The sequence below is a fragment of the Pseudomonadota bacterium genome, assembly GCA_039815145.1.
Classification (GTDB): domain Bacteria; phylum Pseudomonadota; class Gammaproteobacteria; order Steroidobacterales; family JBCBZW01; genus JBCBZW01.
The window spans coordinates 1-18,984 of the sequence record JBCBZW010000099.1; the positions used below are offsets into that span (position 1 = coordinate 1).

The 18,984-nt window shown below is 66.7% G+C and carries 19 protein-coding genes; 18 read left to right on the forward strand and 1 reads right to left on the reverse strand.

Features of this window, described 5'->3' with window-relative positions:
• The first annotated feature begins 44 nt into the window (after positions 1-44).
• Together secD and secF are read left to right on the forward strand one after the other, a co-directional pair.
• Positions 45-1,934 carry a protein translocase subunit SecD gene (secD, locus tag AAF184_18900; protein ID MEO0424413.1) on the forward strand — a complete coding sequence of 630 codons (1,890 nt, stop codon included), beginning with the start codon at positions 45-47 and terminating at the stop codon, positions 1,932-1,934.
• Positions 1,935-1,944: 10 nt separating this feature from the next.
• The gene (gene secF / locus AAF184_18905) at positions 1,945-2,883 is read left to right on the forward strand and encodes a protein translocase subunit SecF (protein MEO0424414.1); all 939 of its coding nucleotides are present in this window, start codon (positions 1,945-1,947) and stop codon (positions 2,881-2,883) included.
• Positions 2,884-2,917: 34 nt separating this feature from the next.
• On the opposite strand, the gene AAF184_18910 is transcribed toward secF, so the two are convergent.
• On the reverse strand, positions 2,918-3,736 hold the full coding sequence (locus AAF184_18910) for an inositol monophosphatase family protein (GenBank protein MEO0424415.1): 819 nt from the start codon (positions 3,734-3,736) through the stop codon (positions 2,918-2,920).
• 46 nt (positions 3,737-3,782) lie between these two features.
• Here AAF184_18910 and AAF184_18915 point away from each other — a divergent pair, with 46 nt between their 5' ends.
• From AAF184_18915 to AAF184_18990, 16 genes are all read left to right on the forward strand, one after another.
• Complete coding sequence (locus AAF184_18915) at positions 3,783-4,565, forward strand: RNA methyltransferase (protein MEO0424416.1); 783 nt, start codon at positions 3,783-3,785, stop codon at positions 4,563-4,565.
• A gap of 1 nt (position 4,566) precedes the next feature.
• The gene (locus AAF184_18920; GenBank protein ID MEO0424417.1) at positions 4,567-5,748 is read left to right on the forward strand and encodes an aminotransferase class V-fold PLP-dependent enzyme; all 1,182 of its coding nucleotides are present in this window, start codon (positions 4,567-4,569) and stop codon (positions 5,746-5,748) included.
• Between the two features lie 5 nt (positions 5,749-5,753).
• On the forward strand, positions 5,754-6,149 hold the full coding sequence (locus tag AAF184_18925) for an iron-sulfur cluster assembly scaffold protein (protein ID MEO0424418.1): 396 nt from the start codon (positions 5,754-5,756) through the stop codon (positions 6,147-6,149).
• Between the two features lie 49 nt (positions 6,150-6,198).
• Positions 6,199-6,522 (forward strand): iron-sulfur cluster assembly accessory protein, encoded by a 324-nt coding sequence (locus tag AAF184_18930; GenBank protein ID MEO0424419.1) that lies wholly within the window; start codon positions 6,199-6,201, stop codon positions 6,520-6,522.
• Between the two features lie 147 nt (positions 6,523-6,669).
• On the forward strand, positions 6,670-7,095 hold the full coding sequence (ndk, locus tag AAF184_18935; GenBank protein MEO0424420.1) for a nucleoside-diphosphate kinase: 426 nt from the start codon (positions 6,670-6,672) through the stop codon (positions 7,093-7,095).
• A 40-nt stretch (positions 7,096-7,135) separates the two neighbouring features.
• Positions 7,136-8,242, forward strand: coding sequence for a 23S rRNA (adenine(2503)-C(2))-methyltransferase RlmN (rlmN, locus tag AAF184_18940; GenBank protein ID MEO0424421.1), 1,107 nt, complete (start codon positions 7,136-7,138; stop codon positions 8,240-8,242).
• The gene (pilW, locus tag AAF184_18945) at positions 8,239-9,024 is read left to right on the forward strand and encodes a type IV pilus biogenesis/stability protein PilW (protein MEO0424422.1); all 786 of its coding nucleotides are present in this window, start codon (positions 8,239-8,241) and stop codon (positions 9,022-9,024) included. Before rlmN ends, pilW begins: the two co-directional genes overlap by 4 nt.
• Positions 9,025-9,134: 110 nt before the next feature.
• On the forward strand, positions 9,135-10,193 hold the full coding sequence (locus tag AAF184_18950; protein ID MEO0424423.1) for a RodZ domain-containing protein: 1,059 nt from the start codon (positions 9,135-9,137) through the stop codon (positions 10,191-10,193).
• Complete coding sequence (gene hisS, locus AAF184_18955; protein ID MEO0424424.1) at positions 10,190-11,455, forward strand: histidine--tRNA ligase; 1,266 nt, start codon at positions 10,190-10,192, stop codon at positions 11,453-11,455. Before AAF184_18950 ends, hisS begins: the two co-directional genes overlap by 4 nt.
• Before the next feature lie 54 nt (positions 11,456-11,509).
• Complete coding sequence (locus tag AAF184_18960) at positions 11,510-12,202, forward strand: tetratricopeptide repeat protein (GenBank protein MEO0424425.1); 693 nt, start codon at positions 11,510-11,512, stop codon at positions 12,200-12,202.
• The gene (gene bamB, locus AAF184_18965) at positions 12,165-13,358 is read left to right on the forward strand and encodes an outer membrane protein assembly factor BamB (protein MEO0424426.1); all 1,194 of its coding nucleotides are present in this window, start codon (positions 12,165-12,167) and stop codon (positions 13,356-13,358) included. Before AAF184_18960 ends, bamB begins: the two co-directional genes overlap by 38 nt.
• 40 nt (positions 13,359-13,398) lie before the next feature.
• The gene (gene der, locus AAF184_18970; protein ID MEO0424427.1) at positions 13,399-14,832 is read left to right on the forward strand and encodes a ribosome biogenesis GTPase Der; all 1,434 of its coding nucleotides are present in this window, start codon (positions 13,399-13,401) and stop codon (positions 14,830-14,832) included.
• Positions 14,833-14,946: 114 nt separating this feature from the next.
• Positions 14,947-15,396 carry a hypothetical protein gene (locus AAF184_18975; GenBank protein MEO0424428.1) on the forward strand — a complete coding sequence of 150 codons (450 nt, stop codon included), beginning with the start codon at positions 14,947-14,949 and terminating at the stop codon, positions 15,394-15,396.
• Between the two features lie 132 nt (positions 15,397-15,528).
• Positions 15,529-17,013, forward strand: coding sequence for a DUF4397 domain-containing protein (locus tag AAF184_18980; GenBank protein ID MEO0424429.1), 1,485 nt, complete (start codon positions 15,529-15,531; stop codon positions 17,011-17,013).
• A gap of 259 nt (positions 17,014-17,272) precedes the next feature.
• Positions 17,273-18,382, forward strand: coding sequence for a homoserine O-acetyltransferase (locus tag AAF184_18985; GenBank protein MEO0424430.1), 1,110 nt, complete (start codon positions 17,273-17,275; stop codon positions 18,380-18,382).
• A 142-nt stretch (positions 18,383-18,524) separates the two neighbouring features.
• On the forward strand, positions 18,525-18,984 hold a 460-nt coding region (locus tag AAF184_18990; protein ID MEO0424431.1), incomplete at its 3' end, for a CHRD domain-containing protein.

Genomic DNA, 18,984 nt, shown 5'->3' on the forward strand with positions numbered 1-18,984 from the left:
CACGCGGTCGGCGCCGTGATGCCTAAGGGCACGGTGAAAGGCGCATGAGACAGAACCACACGCCGAGCTGGCTCTTCAGCTTGGTCGTAGGCGTCATGGTTCTCGGCATCCTCTTCGCGTTGCCGAACCTGTTTGGCGAAGATCCGGCGATCCAGCTAACGCCGGCGGACGGCACTGAGCCGCCGGAAGCGGTGGTCGCAGACGTCGAGGGCTTTCTCCAGGGCGAGGGACTGCCGTTCGAACAGGCCCGCTTGGTGGACGGCGAGACCGTCATGGTCACCTTCAAAGGCACGGCCGCCCAGGGCGATGCCCTCGAACCCCTCCGTGAGCGCTACAGCGATGGGTACATCACCGCGCTGACGACCATGCCACGCATGCCCGACTTCCTGCGCTCCCTCGGTCTGCGGCCGATGGCGCTTGGGCTCGATCTACGTGGCGGCGTGCACTTCCTGTTCGAGGTCGATCTCGACGTGGCGCTTGCGAAGTTCATGGAGCAGTCGGAGGGCACATTCCGCCAGGCGCTGCGCGACGCCAACGACCGCCAGGGTATTCGTAGCCTCGGGTACGAGACGAACGAGGAAACCAACACGATCACCTACAAGTTCCGTGATCGTGAGACCGCCGTTGAGGCGGAGCGCGAAATGCGCAAGATCAGCACCGAGTTCGACTACCTGCTCGGCAACACGCCGGACGGCAACGCGTTCGTCAGTGCCACGATGAACGAGGCCGCCATCACGGCACTGCAGGCACGCTCGATCGAACAGAACCTCACCACCCTGCGCCGACGCGTCGACAGCCTCGGTGCGGCCGAGCCCCTGATCCAACAGCAGGGCCTGAACCGCATCGTGGTGGAGCTACCCGGCGTGCAGGACCCGGCGGCGGCAGAGCGCATCATCGGCGCCACGGCCACGGTCGAGTTCCGCCTCAACGATACTGAAGGCGATGCTAACGCCGTCGCCACCGGCCGCACGAGTGCATCTTTTTCGAGTCGCCTCTACTACCACCGCGACGGTTTCCCCGTCCTACTCAAGCGCGATGTGATCGCGAGCGGTGACAACCTTACGCAAGCGCAGTCCCAGTTCAGCTCGAGCGGTAGTGGCCCGGCCGTGAGCGTCACCCTTGATCAGCGTGGCGGCAACCGCATGTTGCGAGCCACGACCGAGAATGTGGGCAAGCCCATGTCCGTGGTGTACATCGAGAGCGAACGCAACGAGGTGGAGCAGCCAGATGGCACGATCGAGCTGGTCACCAGCGAGAAGCGTGAGGTGATCAGCATCGCGACGATTCAGGGCGTGTTTTCCAACCGCTTCGAGATCACCGGCCTGAATCCGACGGAAGCCTCCACCCTGGCGACGCTGCTGAACGCAGGTTCCCTCGCTGCCCCGATCTTCAAGGTGGAGGAGCGCACGATCGGTCCGAGTCTCGGTGAGGAGAACATCGCCCGTGGGCAGCTGGCGATCCTCATCGGTTTCGTCGCCGTCGTCATCTTCATGGCCCTGTACTACCGCATGTTCGGCCTGTTCGCGAACGTCGCGCTGTTCGCCAACCTGGTGCTCATCGTGGCTTTGCTGTCTATCTTGCCAGCGGCGCTGAGCTTGCCGGGTATCGCAGGTATCGTGCTCACGGTCGGCATGTCGGTGGATGCCAACGTGCTCATCTTCGAGCGAATACGCGAGGAGATACGGTCGGGGAACTCGCCCCAGGCGAGTATCACGGCGGGCTACGACAAGGCCCTCAGTACCATCGCTGACGCCAACATCACGACGGCGATCGCAGCGCTGATCCTCGCTGTTTTCGGGACCGGGCCCGTGCGCGGCTTTGCGGTCACGCTGTTCATAGGCATCTTGACGTCCATGTTCACCGCCATCATCGGTACGCGGGTGCTGGTCAACGCCTGGTACGGGCGTCGCCAAGTCAACGCGCTGGCGATCTAGGGGAAGCATCATGGAAATGTTCAAGAAGACCACCACCATCGACTTCCTCGGCGCGCGCCATATCGCCGTGGGGATCTCCGCCCTGCTGATCGTGGCCACGATCGTCATGGTCGTCATGCGCGGCATCAACTTCGGTATCGATTTCACCGGCGGTGTGCTGGTGGAGGCGAAGTACCCGGAGGCGATCGAGCTCTCCACCGTGCGCGACGCACTCGGCAACGGTGGTATCGACGATTCGGTGGTGCAGTACTTCGGCGAGAACACCGACGTGCTGGTGCGGGTGCAGCCGGACGAGAATGCCGATGGCGCGAGCGTTGGCGAGGCAGTTCGGGCAGCCCTGCGCACCGCAGATGCCGGGGTAAAGATTCAGCGAACGGAGTTCATCGGTCCTCGCGTGGGTGAAGAGCTGCGCGAAGACGGTGGCCTGGCGATGTTGTTCGCCCTGCTGCTGATCCTCGCCTACGTCACCCTGCGCTTCCAGTGGAAGTTTGCCCTGGGCGCCGTGGTGGCGTTGGTGCACGACGTGGTGATCACGATCGGCTTCTTCGCCGCCTTCCAGGTGCCCTTCGACCTGCCCGTGCTCGCCGCATTGCTCGCGGTGATCGGTTACTCGCTGAACGACACCATCGTGGTGTTCGATCGCATTCGCGAGAACTTCCGGGCCCTGCGTAAGCGCACGCCGGTGGAGGTGATGAACCTCTCGCTCAACCAGACCCTCTCGCGCACCTTGATGACCAGTGGCACGACCTTGCTGGTGGTGCTGGCTCTGTACTTCCTCGGCGGATCGGCCATCGACGAGTTCGCCCTGGCCCTTATCGTGGGTGTGGTGTTGGGTACCTACTCGTCCATCTACGTGGCGAGCTCGGCGGCGCTGGCGCTCAAGGTCACGGCGGTGGATCTGCTACCGCCGAAGGACGAAGAGGATCCGGAACTCGAGGCGATCCCCTAGCGCGGGATCGCCACCGGCGTCGCGCCGTGCGAGGTCAGCTCGCGTTGCGGCGCAGGGCCGGGGGCAGGTGCGGCGCGAAGGTCTTCAGCATGTCGGCGAAGACCTTGGGCGAGCCGGCCACGATGTTGCCGGCTTCGAGGTAACGCTCATCGCCGGCGAAGGTGCCGACCAGGCCACCCGCCTCCCGCACCAGGAGGGCACCTGCGGCCATGTCCCAGGGGTGCAACCCCATCTCGAAGAAGCCGTCGTAGCGACCGGCCGCCAGGTAGGCGAGGTCCAGGGCGGCGGCGCCAGGGCGTCGCAGGCCGGCGGTTTTCTCGGAGATGGCGCGGAACATGGCGACGTAAGCGTCCATGTACTCTAGATTCTGCGCGTAGGGGAAGCCGGTGCCGACCAGGGCGCCGTTAAGGCTCGTGCGCTTGCCGACTCGAATACGGCGGCCGTCGAGCTGGGCACCTTCTCCGCGGGAGGCGGTGAACAGCTCCTGGCGCGAAGGATCGTAGACCACGCCGTGCTGGAGCACGCCGCGCTGCTGCAGGGCGATGGACACGGCGAACACGGGGAAGCCGTGGAGGAAGTTGGTGGTGCCGTCGAGGGGATCGATGATCCAGACGTTTTCCTCGCCGTGCTCCTCGCCGAGGCGGCCACTCTCCTCACCGAGGAAGCTGTGATCGGGGTAGCTGGCGCGTATCGTGTCGATGATCTCCTGCTCCGCCAGACGATCAACCTCACTCACGAAATCATTAGGCTGCTTCTCGTGGATGGTGAGTTCGTGCAGGCGCGGCAGGGCACGCATGATGATTTCGCCGGCCCGGCGGGCGGCGCGAATGGCGATATTGAGTTGCGCATGCATGGCGGGGGAGGGCTCACCTTGAACGAAGCGGAGGCAAGGATAGCAGATGGCCGAGACTGATCCGGTGCGCGAGCGCCTGACGCGGGTAACCGTGGTGTTGGTGGACACCTCCCATCCGGGCAACATCGGCGCCGTCGCGCGGGCGAGCAAGAACATGGGGCTGCACCGCCTGCGCTTGGTGCGTCCCCGCCAATTCCCCCATGCGGACGCCACCGCGCGGGCATCGGGGGCCGACGACCTCCTGGCGCGCGCCGAGGTGTTCAACACTCTGGAGGAGGCGATCGCCGATAGCGCCCTGGTTTACGGCGCGAGCGCCCGTCGCCGCAGCTTGCAGTGGCCCGAGCGGAACGCCCGCGAGGCCGCGAAGGAGATTCTCGGTACTGATGCGCAGGTGAGCGTGGTGTTCGGCAACGAACGCTCCGGCCTCAGCAACGCGGAGCTTGATTGCTGCCATCGATTGCTACACATCAACGCCAACCCTGAGTACAGCTCCTTGAACCTGGCGATGGCGGTGCAGGTGGTCACCCATGAGCTGCGCATGGCGGCGTCGGCCGACCACCCGGTCGCGCAGGGCAAAGGCGACATCCCCCTCGCGACGTCAGCGCAGGTGGAGGCCCTGTACGAGCACTACGAGCGCACGCTCACGGCTGCCGGCTTCCTGAACCCGGATAATCCTCGCCACCTCATGCGCCGCCTGCGACGGCTCTACAACCGCGTCGGCCTGGACGACAACGAGGTGCAGATCCTGCGCGGTATCCTGTCCGCCCACGACGAGGCGCTGGCCGGCGCGCGCGGCGGACGCCCGCCCCGAAAGGGCGCTGGCGACTAGCGTGAACACCCGCGACGTCCCCCCGCCCATCTACCTGGACTACGCCGCGACCACGCCGGTCGACCCGCGCGTGGTCGAGGCGATGGTCCAGGCGCTCGAGGGCACCTGGGCCAACGCGGCCAGTGGACACGTGCTCGGCACCCAGGCGCGGCAAGCGGTCGAGGATGCACGCCACGAGGTCGCGGCGTGCCTGGGGGCTGGCGCCGATGAGATCGTGTTCACCTCCGGGGCGACGGAAGCCGTTAACACGGCGGTCGCTGGCGTCGCCCGCGCGGCGCTCGCGCGTGGTACGGCCCACGTGGTGACTACCAGGATCGAACATCAGGCCACCCTCGATGTGTGCACACAGCTCGAGCGTGAAGGCGTCGAGGTCACGCGCCTGGTGCCCGATGCCGATGGCCTGCTGCCCGCACAGCGCTTGCGCGAGGCCCTGCGCGAAGACACGTGCCTGGTCAGCCTCACGCACGTCAACGGTGAGATCGGCACGGTCATCGATCTGCCGGCGCTGGCGGCGGTATGCAGCGACCACGGCGTGCCTCTGCACGTGGACGCGGCGCAGAGCGCGGGCAAGCTGCCGATCGATCTGACCGAGCTTCCGGTCGATCTCCTCTCGATCTCCGCCCACAAGCTCTACGGCCCGAAGGGTGCGGGCGCGCTCTACGTGCGCAAGCGGCCCAAGCGGGTGCTGGTGCAGCCCTTGCTGTTCGGCGGTGGCCAGGAGGGACGCCTGCGCTCCGGTACCCTGGCGACGCACCAGATCGTGGGCCTGGCGAGCGCGCTGAGCCTGGCCTGTGCCGAGCGCGAAGCGGAGCAGGCGCGGCTGGCGCACCTTCGGGACGAGCTCTGGGACCGCCTGCGCCGCCTAGGTGGCGTGCACCTCAACGGCCACCCGAAGCGGCGCGTCGGTGGCCATCTCTCGATCAGTATCGAGAGGGTGGAGGGGGAGAGTTTGCTACTCGCGCTCGAGGACCTCGCCCTGTCGCGCGGCGCTGCCTGCAGTGCGCTCACGGGGGAGCCGTCCTACGTGTTGCGCGCCCTCGGGCGGGATGACCTGCTGGCCGGCAGCACGCTGCGGATCACCTTGGGAAGACCCACGACGGCGCAGGAGATCGAGGTGGCCGCCGGGCGGATCGCCGAGGAGGTCTCGCGCCTGCGTGCCCTGGCGCCGGCGGTTCGGGCCTAAGCGGCGTGGCCCAGGACGCCTACTCGCCACGCGTTCGCGAGCTGTTCCGGCACACCCCCGGGGCGGGCTCGCTGGACGGCGAGGGCGTGCGCTGCGGTCGCGCCGGTGGCGCTGAGCACGGAGCGGAGGTGGTGCTCTGGGTGAGGGTGCTGGAAGGCGCGATCCAGGAGGCGCGATTCCAAGTGCTCGGATGCCCTCACACCGTGGCAGCTGCGGCCCTACTCGTCGAGGGACTGGCGGGCCAGCCGGCGGCCGCGGCGCGGGTGGATACAACGGCGATTTCGGAGCGTCTGCTGCTGCCGGTGGAGAAGCTCGGCCGTGTGCTACTGCTCGAGGATGCGCTGCTCGACGCCCTCGCCGGCGTCCGGGGACCAGATCGCGACGCTTCGAGCCCCGAGTGATATCCTATTGGGTCAGCCTTCTCTATCTGAGACCAGGAGATCGAACGCGATGGCAATTACCCTGTCCCCCTCCGCTGCGGATCGGGTTCGCGCTCACGTGAGCCGTGAGGGGCGCTTCGGCATCCGCCTAGGGGTGCGCAAGAGCGGCTGCACCGGCTACGCCTACGTCCTCGACTACGCCGACGCCGCCAACGACGACGACGTGGTCTTCGACCAGGGCGACGTGCGCGTGGTGGTCGACAAGGACAGCCTGGACTTTCTCGACGGCACGGAAGTGGATTTCATCAAGCAGGGCTTGAATGAGATGTTCACCTTCCGTAACCCCAACGTGACCAGCGAGTGCGGTTGCGGCGAGAGCGTCGGCTTCGCCTGAGCGCGCTGGCTCACCTGTCGAGCGCGCGGTAGACTCCGCGCCGCCGGCAAGCCCGCGCTCTCAGGCGGGCACCTCAATCCAATCCGAACCTAAAGATCAGTATCCGAGCGCCTCCTGCCAGAGGGGCTCGGTGTAAAGGAGACCCCCATGGCAGTCGAACGGACGCTTTCCATCATCAAGCCCGACGGTGTGGCGAAGAACCTCGTCGGTAAGGTCTACACGCGCTTCGAAGATGCGGGCCTCACCATTATCGCCGCCCGCATGATGAGCCTCAGCCAGGCGCAGGCCGAGGGCTTCTACGCCGTCCACAAGGAGCGTCCCTTCTTCGGCGAACTGGTCGAGTACATGACCTCCGGCCCCGTGGTCGTGTCCGTGCTCGAGGGCGAGAACGCCGTCGCTCGCCACCGCGAGATCATGGGTGCCACCGATCCGGCCGAGGCGGATCCCGGCACCATCCGCGCCGACTTCGCCGAAAGCAAGGGCGTGAACGTGGTGCACGGCTCCGACGCGGTCGAGACGGCTGCCGAGGAGATTCGCTACTTCTTCCAGGACGGCGAACTCTGCCCGCGCTGAGCGCGAGCAGCGTTCCCCGGTCGGTCTGACGGCGAGCACGATGGAAGCGCGGCTGAACCTGCTGGGGCTGCCGCGCGCCGAGCTCGAGGCCTGGTTCGGCGAGCTCGGTGAGAAACCGTTCCACGCGCGCCAGGTGATGCGCTGGATCTACCGCCGCGGCGTGGCGGATTTCGACGCCATGACCGACCTCTCCAAGTCCTTGCGCGCCAAGCTGAGCGAGCGGGCGGTGGTGGAAGCGCCGCCCGTGCGCAGCGAGCACGTCGCCCGCGACGGCACGCGCAAGTGGCTCTTCGATGTGGGCGGTCAGGCGATCGAGACCGTCTTTATCCCCGAGCCCTCACGACGCACGCTGTGCATTTCCAGCCAGGTGGGCTGCGCCCTCGATTGCTCCTTCTGCGCCACCGGGGCGCAGGGCTTCAATCGCCACCTGACCACCGCCGAGATCGTCGGTCAGGTCTGGTACGCCAACCGCGAGATGCTGGCGGACTACCGCCACGATGAGCACCCGGTCACCAACGTCGTCTTGATGGGCATGGGCGAGCCCCTGGCCAACTACCGCAACGTGCTGCCGGCGCTGCAGATCATGCTCGAGCCTATGGGCTTTGATATCTCGCGACGTCGCCTGACCCTCAGCACCTCCGGCATCGTGCCCAACATCCGCAAGCTCGGTCAGGACTGCAACGTGGCTCTGGCCGTCTCCCTGCACGCGCCCGACGATGCCCTGCGCGATGAGATCGTGCCCATCAATCGCACCTATCCCATCGCCGAGCTGTTGGAGGCCTGCTGGCACTACGCGTCTGAGCAGACCGGGCGCCACATCACCTTCGAGTACGTGATGCTCGATGAGGTTAACGATAGCGATAGCCATGCGCGAGCGCTCATCAAGCTGCTGCGCGGCAAGCCCGCCAAGGTCAACCTGATTCCCTTCAACCCCTTCCCGGGCACCGACTACCAACGCTCGCCGGATTCGCGTGTGACGGCCTTCCGCAATATGCTGCTGAACGCCTCCGTCACCGCCACGATCCGCCGCACCCGTGGCGATGACATCGACGCGGCCTGCGGCCAACTCGCCGGCGAGGTGCAGGACCGGGTTACGGCGCGCCTCGGCGCCAAACGCATTCCCGTCAGTGTGGAGCACCTCCAATGACGCGCTCAGCTACGCCGCCTCTACGCATTACCATGCTGGCGGGCGCGCTGCTCGCCGCCCTGGCCGGGTGCATCACCACCACGGACGATCCCTCGCCGGTAGAGGAGTCTCCCTCGGAAGCGGCGTCCTTCAACGTCCAACTCGGGGCGAACTACTTGCGCCAAGGCAATCTCGAGCTGGCCAAGGATAAGATCGATAAGGCGTTAGAGCAGGATCCCGAGTTGCCCCTTGCGCACACCTACGCGGGCCTGTTGTACGACCGAATCGGCGAAGCCGACCGGGCGGAGGGGCACTATCGAACGTCCTTGCGCCTGCAGCCGGATGACTCGGTGACGCTCAACCTGTTCGGCGCTTACCTGTGTCGTCAGAGCAAGGCCGAGGAGGCCGAGCGCTACTTCCTGGCCGCCACGCGCGATCCCCTGTACCGCACGCCGGAGGTGCCCTATACGAACGCGGGCGTCTGCCTGTCGGGGGTGAGTCAATACGAACGGGCCGAGTCCTACTTCCGCCGGGCCCTCGATGCGAATTCGCGCTACGGCGATGCGCTGTGGCAGATGGCACGCCTTAGCGATCAGCTCGGCCGTACCCTCCAGGCACGTGCCTTCTTCCAGCGCTACGCGGAAGTGAACACCTTGAACTCGCAAGCGCTCTGGTTGGGCGTGCGGATCGAGCGTTCCCTCGGCGACCAATCGAGTGCGCAGCGCTACGCGGATCGCCTGCTGAGCGACTTCCCCGATTCGGTGGAGGCCCGCGCACTGTTGGAGTCCATGGAGAACACCTGACGCTCACCCTCGACGCGGGTTGAGCGTCGCTGAGCTTGACTGCTTTTACGACCGGCGCTGCGAACGAGTCTGAGCGCCGGCAATGCACTGACGACACGTACGGAACACGCATGGCCGAATCGGAGACGCCGCAGGACGCCGCTGCCTCGGCTGACAACGCTGCTGCAACTGCCAAGGGTGGCCCCGGGCAGACGCTGCGCGCCGCCCGCGAGGCTCGGGGGCAGAGCGCTGCGGATGTCGCTCGCAACCTGTGCTTGGAGCTGCGCCTGGTGCAGGCGATCGAGGACGATCGCTACGAGGAATTCGGCGCCGCCGTCTTCGCGCGGGGCCATGTGCGGCGCTACGCGCAATCCCTCGAGATGGATGCCGATGCCATTCTGGGCAGCTGGGATGCACGCTTCTCGAGCGCCCCGCCGCCGACCCAGCCGGATCCGAAGGTCGCCCCCGTCGCCGAGCCCACCAAGGGATCGCCAGCGCTGCTGATCGCCCTGGTGGTGGCCGTGTTGGCCGGGGCGGCAGCGTTCGTCTGGTGGTGGCTGCATCCGCCGGGCCCCGCAAACGCACCGGTGGCGGCCGCGCCGGCCATCGCCACGCCGGCACCGCAAGCTTCCACACCGGTGGCGGCCTTCCCGGTCAGCTCGTCTTCGGCCGCGTCGCGCAACCAGTCCCTGGACGAGGCCCTCGAGAGTGCCGCCACCGCCGTCGAGTCGACGGTGGAGAGCATCGAGGCGACGGCGGATCAGGCCCAGGACGGTGTCGCCGCCTTTACCGAACGTGCGCCCGCCACCTTGCCCGCACTGGCCCCTGCGTCCTCTGCCGACGCAGCCCCTGCGCAATCTGCCGAGCCTCCCACCGAGGAAGCCGTGGTGGACGTCGCGCAAGCGGTGGCCGCCGCAGGCCCGGCGCCCGTGGCCACGGGCGATGAGATCGCCCTTCGCTTCATCTTCGATGAAGCATGCTGGGTGAGCGTGCGCGACGCCACGGGCCGCACCCTCATGCTCGGCCTGCGTGAGCCCGGCACGGTGAACGACCGCACCGGCGTGCCACCGATCAACGTGACGTTGGGGCGCTACCCCGGCGTGCGCATCGAGGTCGATGGTCAGTCCTTCGAGGTGCCCCCGAGCGGCATCGACGGCGCGATCGCCCGCTTCGAGATTCCGGCGTCATGAAGAGCATCCAGTCCGTGCGCGGCATGCGCGACCTGTTGCCCCCCAGCACTGCCACCTGGCGCTGGCTGGAGCACGTGGTCACCGACACGCTGATCGCCTACGGCTACAACGAGATCCGCCTGCCCCTGCTGGAGCGAACGGAGCTGTTCGCCCGGTCCGTGGGCGAGCACACGGATATCGTGGAAAAAGAGATGTACACCTTCGCCGATCGCGATGGTGATCAGTTGAGCCTGCGCCCGGAGGGTACGGCCGGTTGCGTACGGGCTGGTATCCAAAACGGGTTGCTGCACAATCAACGCCAGCGCCTGTGGTACCACGGGCCCATGTTCCGCCACGAGCGCCCCCAGCGCGGGCGCTACCGCCAGTTCCATCAGATCGGAGCGGAGACCTACGGTTTCGCCGGGCCCGACATCGATGCGGAGCTCCTGATCCTCACCCAGCGCATCTGGCAGCGCCTGGGCTTGAAGGGGCTGCGCCTGGAGATCAACTCGCTCGGCACGGTGGCCTCGCGCGCGGCTTACCGCGATGTGTTGGTGGAGTACTTCTCCGCCCATCGCGAGCGCCTGGATGAGGACAGCCAGCGGCGCCTCGGTACCAATCCCCTGCGAATCCTCGACAGCAAAAACCCCGAGATGGCCGATCTGGTGGCCGCTGCACCGCAGCTGACGGAACATCTCGACCCCGAGTCGGTCGATCATTTCGACGAGCTCAAGGGCTTGTTGGAGCAGGTGGGGCTAGAATACGCGGTCAACCCACGGCTCGTGCGCGGGCTTGACTACTACACCCGGACCGCCTTCGAGTGGCTCACGGACCAACTCGGCGCGCAGGCGGCGGTCTGTGCCGGCGGTCGCTACGACGGCCTGGTCGAGGTGATCGGGGGCCGCGCGACGCCCGCCGTGGGGTGGGCCATGGGCCTCGAGCGCGTAGCCGAGCTTATCGAGCTCGGCGCGGGTGAGGCGCCCTCGCTCGCCCCGCATGTGTATGCGGTGGCCGTGGGCGAGGGCACGGCTCAGCCGATGTTGCGCCTGGCCGAGTCCTTGCGCGATCAACTGCCGGCGCTGCGCCTGGTGCAGCACTGCGGCGGGGGCGGCTTCAAGGCTCAGCTGAAGGCAGCTGACCGCAGCGGTGCGCCCTTTGCGTTGATCATGGGTGAGCAGGAGCTCGAGCGTGGCGAAGTGGCCCTGAAGCCGCTGCGAGGCGGCGAGCAGCGCAATGTGGCGACGACGGCTCTGGTCGACGCCCTGCGCGAGGCGATCGAGTAGAACACAGCGTACGTGGCCAGCAACGGGTCATCGTAACTAGCAGGAGTATTAGGCGTGGTCGATGAGATGATGACTGACGATGAGCGCGCGGAAGCGCTCAAGCGATGGTTCCAGGAGAACGGAGCCGTCCTCGTCATGGGTGTGGTGGTCGGCCTCGGCGGCTTGTTCGGCTTCCAGTGGTACAAGGACAACCGCGAGAACACCTTGGAGGCGGCCTCCGTCGTCTATCAGGACGTACTCGAAGCGCTGGAGCGCAAGGATCTCGCCGAAGTGCAGGCCTTGGCGGCGACCTTGGGTGAGGACTATGCCTCCAGCCCCTACGAGACGCAGGCTCTGTTCGCCGCCGCACGCCTGCAGGTGGATGCGGGTGATCTGGCGGCCGCGGCCAGCACCTTGGAGCAGGCTATCGCCGGTGAGGACGACGCCTCGATCCTCGAGGTGGGTCGCAGCCGCCTGGCCCGCGTTCTGTTGAGTGACGAGCGCGCGGAAGATGCCCTCGCGCTGCTCGATGCGAACGCGCCCAGCGAGACCTTCAAGCCACGCCACCTCGAGCTGCGCGGCGATGCCTTGCACCAGCTCGGCCGCACGGAAGCCGCGCGCACGGCCTACACGGATGCCCTGCAGGTGCTGGCCGGTAGCGGCACCCGCAGCAGCGGTGCCCTTGAGCTGAAGCTCGCTGCCCTGGGGCCCGCGCCCGAGACGGATACGGATGTCACCGAGGCTGCCCCTGCTGATGCGGAGTCCTGAGTTCGCCACGCGCTGGATCGCCGTGGCCCTGGTGCTGGCGACCGGACTTACCGGTTGCGGCGGCAACAAGATCGATGAGGATCTCCTGCCGACCCCGCTAGTCGACATCAATGATCCCCTGCGTGTGAAGCGCGTGTGGTCAGCCAAGGTGGGCGGCAGCGGCGAGAGCCTCAACCTCCAGCTGCGCCCGGTGTCTGACGGCACCCTCGTGTACGCCGCCGGTCACAGCGGCGAGGTGCACGCCTTCGATGCGCGCAGCGGCGAGCGGCGCTGGACGGCCCAGACCAAGCTGCCCCTGGCAGCGGGGCCGGGCTATGGCGATGAACGCCTCGCGGTCGGTTCGAACGATGGTGATCTGGCCGTGATCAACACCACGGACGGCACTGTCCTTTGGCAGCGTAACATCGGCGCGGAAGTGCTGGCGGCCCCCCTGATCGTGGGCGGCCTCGTCGTCGTGCGCACGGTGGACGGTCGCCTGCTGGCGCTCGATGTCGAGGACAGCATCGAGCGCTGGGTGGTGAAGCGCGAGGTGCCCGCCCTCAGCCTGCGCGGTAACGCGGCGCCCGCCTCGAGCGGCACGCGCGTGGTCGCCGGCTTCGATGACGGGTCCGTGCTGGCCGCCGAGCTGCGCACTGGCGAGATCCTGTGGGACTTGTCCTTCCTGCCCGAGGCAGGGCGTACGGTGATCGATCGCTTGGCCGACATCGATGCGGACATCCGGGTGGTGGGCGATGACGCCTACGTACTCGGCTATCAAACTCAGTTGGCGCTCATCTCGGTACCCACGGGACAGATCGCCTGGACCCTGGAGATCTCAGGCCACCAGCGCCCTGGCCTCGACTGGAGTCGTATCTACATCACCGACGATGAAGGCAACGTGCGCTCGGTCGATCGCTCCAACGGCGCCAATCGCTGGGTCAATCAAGACCTGCGCCGACGCGAGACGACAGGTCCCGTCACCTCGGGCCGCTACGCCGTGGTCGGCGACTTCGAGGGCTACCTGCACTGGATCGACTACGAGACCGGCCTCATCGTGGCGCGCGAGCGTCTCGGCGATACGCCCATCAGCACCCCGCCGACGGTGCTCGATGAGCTCATCTTCGTGCAAACCGACAGCGGCAGCCTGCACGCGCTGTCGCTGCGCGACGAGAGCTAGCGGCCCTCGGGCCGCTTCGGCCGGATAGAGCGGCGCGCGGATGCTTCCCGTCATCGCCCTGGTCGGCCGACCCAACGTCGGCAAGTCGACCCTCTTCAACGCGCTGACCCGTACCCGGGACGCCTTGGTGGCGGACTACCCGGGCCTCACGCGGGATCGCCAGTACGGCTACGGCCGCATCGGCCCGCGCCCTTACATCGTGATCGACACGGGCGGTCTGTCCGGCGAGCAGGACGGTCTGGACGGCTTGATGGCCGAGCAGACCCTACGCGCACTGGACGAGGCCGACGTGGTGCTCTTCGTCACCGATGCGCGCGAGGGCTGCACCGCTGCCGATGAGCAAGCAGCGGCGTTGCTACGCCGACGCGCCCAGCGCCTGTGGCTGGTGGTGAACAAAGCGGAGGGCCTGGCCCACGACATGGCTGCTGCCGACTTTCAGCAGTTCGGTATCGGGGAAGTGGCGTCGATCTCCGCCGCCCACCACCAGGGGCTTCGCGCCCTGATGGATGCGGTGATCGGCGAGTTGCCCGAAGAGAGCGCCGAGGACGATGCGGCCGAGAGCAGCAGCGAGCAGGGCCTGCTGTCGCGGCGCGATCCGGACGCGATACGCATCGCCTTGCTCGGGCGTCCCAACGCGGGCAAGTCGACCCTCGTCAATCGCTTGCTTGGCGACGAGCGAGTGCTCGCCAGCGACACGCCGGGCACCACCCGCGACGCCGTGTGCATTCCCTTCGAGCGCAACGGCCAACGCTTCGAGTTGGTGGATACGGCGGGCGTCCGGCGACGTTCCAAGGTGAACGAGACCATCGAGAAGTTCAGCGTGGTGAAGACGCTGCAGGCGGTGGAGAACGCCAATGTGGTGATCGCGATGGTCGACGCGCGCGTGGGCGTGACCGACCTCGACGCGAACCTGCTGGGCCTTGCCCTCGAGCGCGGCCGCGCCACCATCGTGGCCATCAACAAGTGGGACGGGCTCTCGCCGGACAAGCGCGACGACGTGCGGCGGCAGATCGACGTGAAGTTGCCGTTCCTCGACTTCGCCCCACGCCATTTCATCTCCGCCCTGCATGGCACCGGGGTGGGCGACTTGCTCGGCTCCGTGCGCAAGGCCTTTTCCGCCGCCGTGCGGGAACTCGCCACGGCCGAGGTCACGCGCGCCTTGGAAGATGCCTTGCAGGCCCATCCGCCACCCACGGTGCGCGGACGACGCCCCCGCTTGCGCTACGCGCACCAGGGCGGACGCAACCCGCCGATCATCGTCATCCACGGCACCCAGGCGGATCGCCTGCCGCGCAACTACCAGCGCTACTTGGTGAACTTCTTTCGCGCACGCTTCAAACTGGAAGGCACGCCCGTGCGGGTGGAGTTGCGGACCACCGAGAACCCCTTCGCCGGGCGGCGCAACAAGCTCACGCCGCGCCAGGAGATCAAGCGCAAGCGCCTCATCAAGCACGTAAAGCAGAAAAAGAAGTAGGGAAAGCTGCGTTACGTCGCATGGGCCGCCTTGGATGCATGCCCGTGTACACTGGGTACAGTGGGGCGCCGTGCAGGGTGCTGGGCGCCCAGGCTCGCCAAGGAGGCACCTGCGATGGCCGTATCCCGCGACGAGATTCCTCTCATCCCTGTCGATCGCTCGCCTGCGCTCGTCGAGAAGCCGATCTCAGTGCTGACGCCCGCGCGGCTGATGTTGCTCATCACAGGCGCGCTCGCGCTCGTACTTCCCCCGCTTCTTGCCGTAGGCACCGCTGATAACTTCGCCGATCCCGAACTCGCGAACCTTCTACGGTTCATGGGTGTGGTGAAGCTGGGTTTGGCCCTGCTTGTAGGTGCCGGCGTGTGGTGGCGCCTCGGTGGGGAGGTGGATGTGGCGCGTTCGGTGGCGTACAGCGCCGCCGTGACATTGCTGCTATCGACGTCGCTCTTGATCGTCATGTTGTTCCGCCTGCCGCAGGCCGTAGCGGCCTATCACGGGGCTGCGTTGGCAACCCTTGTCTTCGCTTATCAGGATCGCGACCTAGTGAAATTACTAGTTAGATGAGCGGTTTCACCGTTCGTCGTTAGCGCTCTGCCGTCTATCGTTTACGTAGATGCAATTCACCTAAAACCGTTCTTCCTTCGCTCTCGAAACCTCAGCCCGACACGTTTTGTTTGTCTTCTTGAGGAGGTTTAGATGAGCTACTCCACGACTACCACCGGCACGCCCTGGTGGCAGCACTTCGCCACGATGGCGTTGGCGTCCGTACTCGTGTTCGGCACGGCCGGCTGCGATATCTTCGATGACGACGATGATGACGACGAGGAAGAAGTCGTCGACGACGGCGATGACGCCGGCGACGATGATCCCGTAGGTACGGCCCTTGCGCGCGTGTTCCACGCCGTGGCCGATGCGCCGGACGTCGATGCCCTCGCCGATGGCAACGTGGTCTTCGAAGACGTCGCGTTCAAGGCCGGTACGGCCTTCGCCGAGGTCGATGCTGTCAGCACCGAGTTCTCCGTTAACGCGCTAACGGCTGGCGGGGAAGTCACGGTGATCATGCCTACCGCCGTGGAACTCCAGGCGGACACGGAGTACACCATCGCCGCCATCGGCACGGTGGAGACGATCGCGCCGATCGTGATCGCCAACGCGGTAGCCCCGGTCACGGCGGGCAACGTGCGCGTGCAGGTGGTCCACGCCTCGCCGGCCGCCCCCGCGGTGGACGTCTACGTAACCGCACCTGATGCGGACCTCGCCACGGCTGGCGATCCGCTGACCTCCTTCGAGTTCGGTGAGTTCACGCCCCAGGTGGAAGTGCCTGCTGGTGACTACCAGATCCGCGTAACCCTGGCCGGCGACGTCGCCACGGTCGTGTTCGACTCCGGCACCATCAGCCTGGCCGATGGCCTGGACCTGCAGATCTACGCCGTCAACAACACTGCCACGGGCGCTGCGCCGATCACCCTCGCCGCGATTGATGCGTCGGGTACCGTCGAGGGCACCCTCGAGGTGTTCGACACGGCCACTCCCGCCTCCTTGCGCGTGGTCCACGCATCGCCCGACGCCCCCGCCGTGGATGTCGTGGTCAACGACGACTTCGATAACCCTGCGGTGAGCGATCTCACCTTCCCCACGTTCACCGGTTTCCTGGACGTAGCGTTGGAGGCAGGTGACCCCAGCGTCAGCCTCAACGTGAAGGTCACGCCCGCGGACAACACCATGGCCGTAAACGGCGATGGCATGGGCGACGACGTCGACCTCGAGCGTGGCGTGGAGTACACGGTGCTGGCCACGGGCCTGCTCGCCGACTTCTCCCTCCTGGTGCTGGTGGACGATGACCGTCCGATCGCCACCGACGCTCGCGTGCGTATCGTGCACGGCTCGCCGGCGGCGGGCGACGTGGACATCTACGTGGCGGCACCTGAGACGGACATCGCCACCATCGATCCGGCCTTCACGGCCGTGCCGTTCCGCGCTGACACGGGCTACGTGCCGCTGCCGCCGGGCGACTACGAGGTGACGGTGACGCCCACGGGCACCACCGACGCCGCGATCGGCCCGATCGTGATCACGGTCGAGGCGGGCGGTGTCTACACGGCTGTCGCGCGTGACGCTGAGGGCGGCGGTGCCCCCCTCGGTCTGATCCTGTTCGACGACTTCGCCGACTCCGCCGACTGAGATCGTTGACGGCCGCCGATCCGCTCCGGCGGCCGCGGTCTCTATGGGGTGAGGGGTGTCCGCCGATTGGCGGGCACCCCTTTTTTTCCCGTACCAGGGCTCAGCCCGACGCCACCCGTGCGCGTCTTAAGGATATTCCAGAACGATTGATCGCTCGCCGGTCGCTTGCCGTACACTGCGGCCTATCGTAGCGAATGCCAGTTGGTCTTCTTTCATGGCTGATGTCACCACTGCGCGAGTCCCGCCTGCTGCCGCCCTGATGAGCTTGGGCGGCCCGTTCCGTATGCGTCGCGGCGGCCGCCTCGACCAGGTCGAGATGGCGTACGAGACCTGGGGAGAGCTCGACGCGCAACGGAGCAACGCCGTGCTCGTGATGACGGGGCTGTCGCCCTCATCTCACGCGGCTTCCTCGCTTCAAGACCCCACGCCCGGGTGGTGGGAGGACGTGATAGGCCCCGGTAAGCCGATCGACACCGATCGCTGCTTCGTCATTTGCGTGAACTCCCTGGGGAGTTGCTTTGGCAGCACTGGCCCCGCGTCGACTGATCCCGCCACGGGCAACGCCTATCGGCTCAACTTCCCCGTGCTGTCGTTGGAGGATGTGGCCACTGCCGCCCACGAGGTGGTGTTGGGACTTGGCATCAAGCGTCTGCTGGCCGTGGTAGGGCCTTCCATGGGAGGCATGAGTGCGCTGGCCTATTGCCTGCAGTATCCCTCCCAGGTGCGCGCCTTGGTGAACATCTCCTCGGCAGCACGCTCCCTACCGTTTTCGATAGCGTTGCGCTCGCTCCAGCGCGAGATGATCCGCAGCGACCGCGACTGGTGTGAGGGGCAGTACGCGTTCGGCACCGGCCCCATTCGTGGCATGCGCCTAGCACGAAAGCTAGGCATGATCACCTACCGATCGGCGGAGGAGTGGAAGCACCGCTTCGGTCGCGAGCGCGTGCCCGATGCAAGGGGTGAGCCCGGCGAGTCCTTTCGCGTCGGTCCCTTCGGCATCGAGTTCGAGGTGGAGAGCTACCTCGAGGCCCACGCGATGAAGTTCACGGGCGCCTTCGACCCCAACTGTTACCTCTACCTGTCGCACGCGATGGATCTGTTCGACGCCACCGACCACGGCCCCACCCTCGAGTGCGGCAAAGCCAGCGAAGGCTGTTTGGAGTACGCCCTGGTGATGGGGGCGGTGACGGACTTTCTCTTCCCCATCGAGCAGCAGCGGGAGCTGGCACAGCTACTCGCGACGCCCGAGCGCGAGGTGAGGCTCGTCGAGCTGCCTTCGATTCAAGGCCACGATTCCTTCCTAGTCGACATGGACCGCTTCCGTCCGCCGATCGCCGAGGCGTTCGAACACCTGCTCAATACGACATAATGTTGTAAACGACCGTCCGTGGGCGCCGTTTCTACGGTAAATGGAGCCGTGGGAGCGTCCATCCGTGTTCCCCGGGCGAATCCTTTTCGTGCACAATGTCTGTATTCCAACGCGAGAAGCGTGTGTCGGGGAGACCACCCGAGTGAAATTGAACAACCGAGCCTACCTGGTCCTGTCTGCTGCGCTGCTGATGGTTGGCGCTGGCGCGTCGCAGGCGTCGATCACCAGCTACTCCGCCGAGCTCACGGTGGACGACTGGCCCTCTGCTGAGGGCGGCCCCGCGCGTGGCAACGCGAGCATCGCCCTCGACGATTCGACCAACGAGTTGTCCTGGGAGATCGAGTGGGCTGGCACCTCTGCGCGCCGCGCCGAGGTCACCATGCGCAAACCCGATAGCGCGCTGATCGGCCAGGGACCCCTCGTGCTGGATCTCGCCATGGGCGAGTCTAGCGGCGACGTGCGCGGTGGGGAGCTCTCCGGCAGCCTCCAGTTGACGCCGCGCCAGGCCGAGGAGCTCGCCGGCGAGGACTGGGAGGTCGAGGTGCGCCTGCTCGACAAGCGCGGCATGCGCCTCACAGGCAAGCTCGAGCGAGAGGAGCTTC

Excerpts from the sequence above, each read along its gene's own strand:
- AAF184_18910 (MEO0424415.1), bottom strand. The coding sequence starts at position 3,736 with ATGCATGCGCAACTCAATATCGCCATTCGCGCCGCCCGCCGGGCCGGC.
- AAF184_18930 (MEO0424419.1), top strand. The coding sequence starts at position 6,199 with ATGGCAATTACCCTGTCCCCCTCCGCTGCGGATCGGGTTCGCGCTCAC.
- AAF184_18950 (MEO0424423.1), top strand. The coding sequence starts at position 9,135 with ATGGCCGAATCGGAGACGCCGCAGGACGCCGCTGCCTCGGCTGACAAC.
- secD (MEO0424413.1), top strand. The coding sequence starts at position 45 with ATGAGACAGAACCACACGCCGAGCTGGCTCTTCAGCTTGGTCGTAGGC.
- hisS (MEO0424424.1), top strand. The coding sequence starts at position 10,190 with ATGAAGAGCATCCAGTCCGTGCGCGGCATGCGCGACCTGTTGCCCCCC.
- bamB (MEO0424426.1), top strand. The coding sequence starts at position 12,165 with ATGTCACCGAGGCTGCCCCTGCTGATGCGGAGTCCTGAGTTCGCCACG.
- ndk (MEO0424420.1), top strand. The coding sequence starts at position 6,670 with ATGGCAGTCGAACGGACGCTTTCCATCATCAAGCCCGACGGTGTGGCG.
- pilW (MEO0424422.1), top strand. The coding sequence starts at position 8,239 with ATGACGCGCTCAGCTACGCCGCCTCTACGCATTACCATGCTGGCGGGC.
- AAF184_18915 (MEO0424416.1), top strand. The coding sequence starts at position 3,783 with ATGGCCGAGACTGATCCGGTGCGCGAGCGCCTGACGCGGGTAACCGTG.
- der (MEO0424427.1), top strand. The coding sequence starts at position 13,399 with ATGCTTCCCGTCATCGCCCTGGTCGGCCGACCCAACGTCGGCAAGTCG.
- AAF184_18985 (MEO0424430.1), top strand. The coding sequence starts at position 17,273 with ATGAGCTTGGGCGGCCCGTTCCGTATGCGTCGCGGCGGCCGCCTCGAC.
- rlmN (MEO0424421.1), top strand. The coding sequence starts at position 7,136 with ATGGAAGCGCGGCTGAACCTGCTGGGGCTGCCGCGCGCCGAGCTCGAG.
- AAF184_18980 (MEO0424429.1), top strand. The coding sequence starts at position 15,529 with ATGAGCTACTCCACGACTACCACCGGCACGCCCTGGTGGCAGCACTTC.
- AAF184_18975 (MEO0424428.1), top strand. The coding sequence starts at position 14,947 with ATGGCCGTATCCCGCGACGAGATTCCTCTCATCCCTGTCGATCGCTCG.
- secF (MEO0424414.1), top strand. The coding sequence starts at position 1,945 with ATGGAAATGTTCAAGAAGACCACCACCATCGACTTCCTCGGCGCGCGC.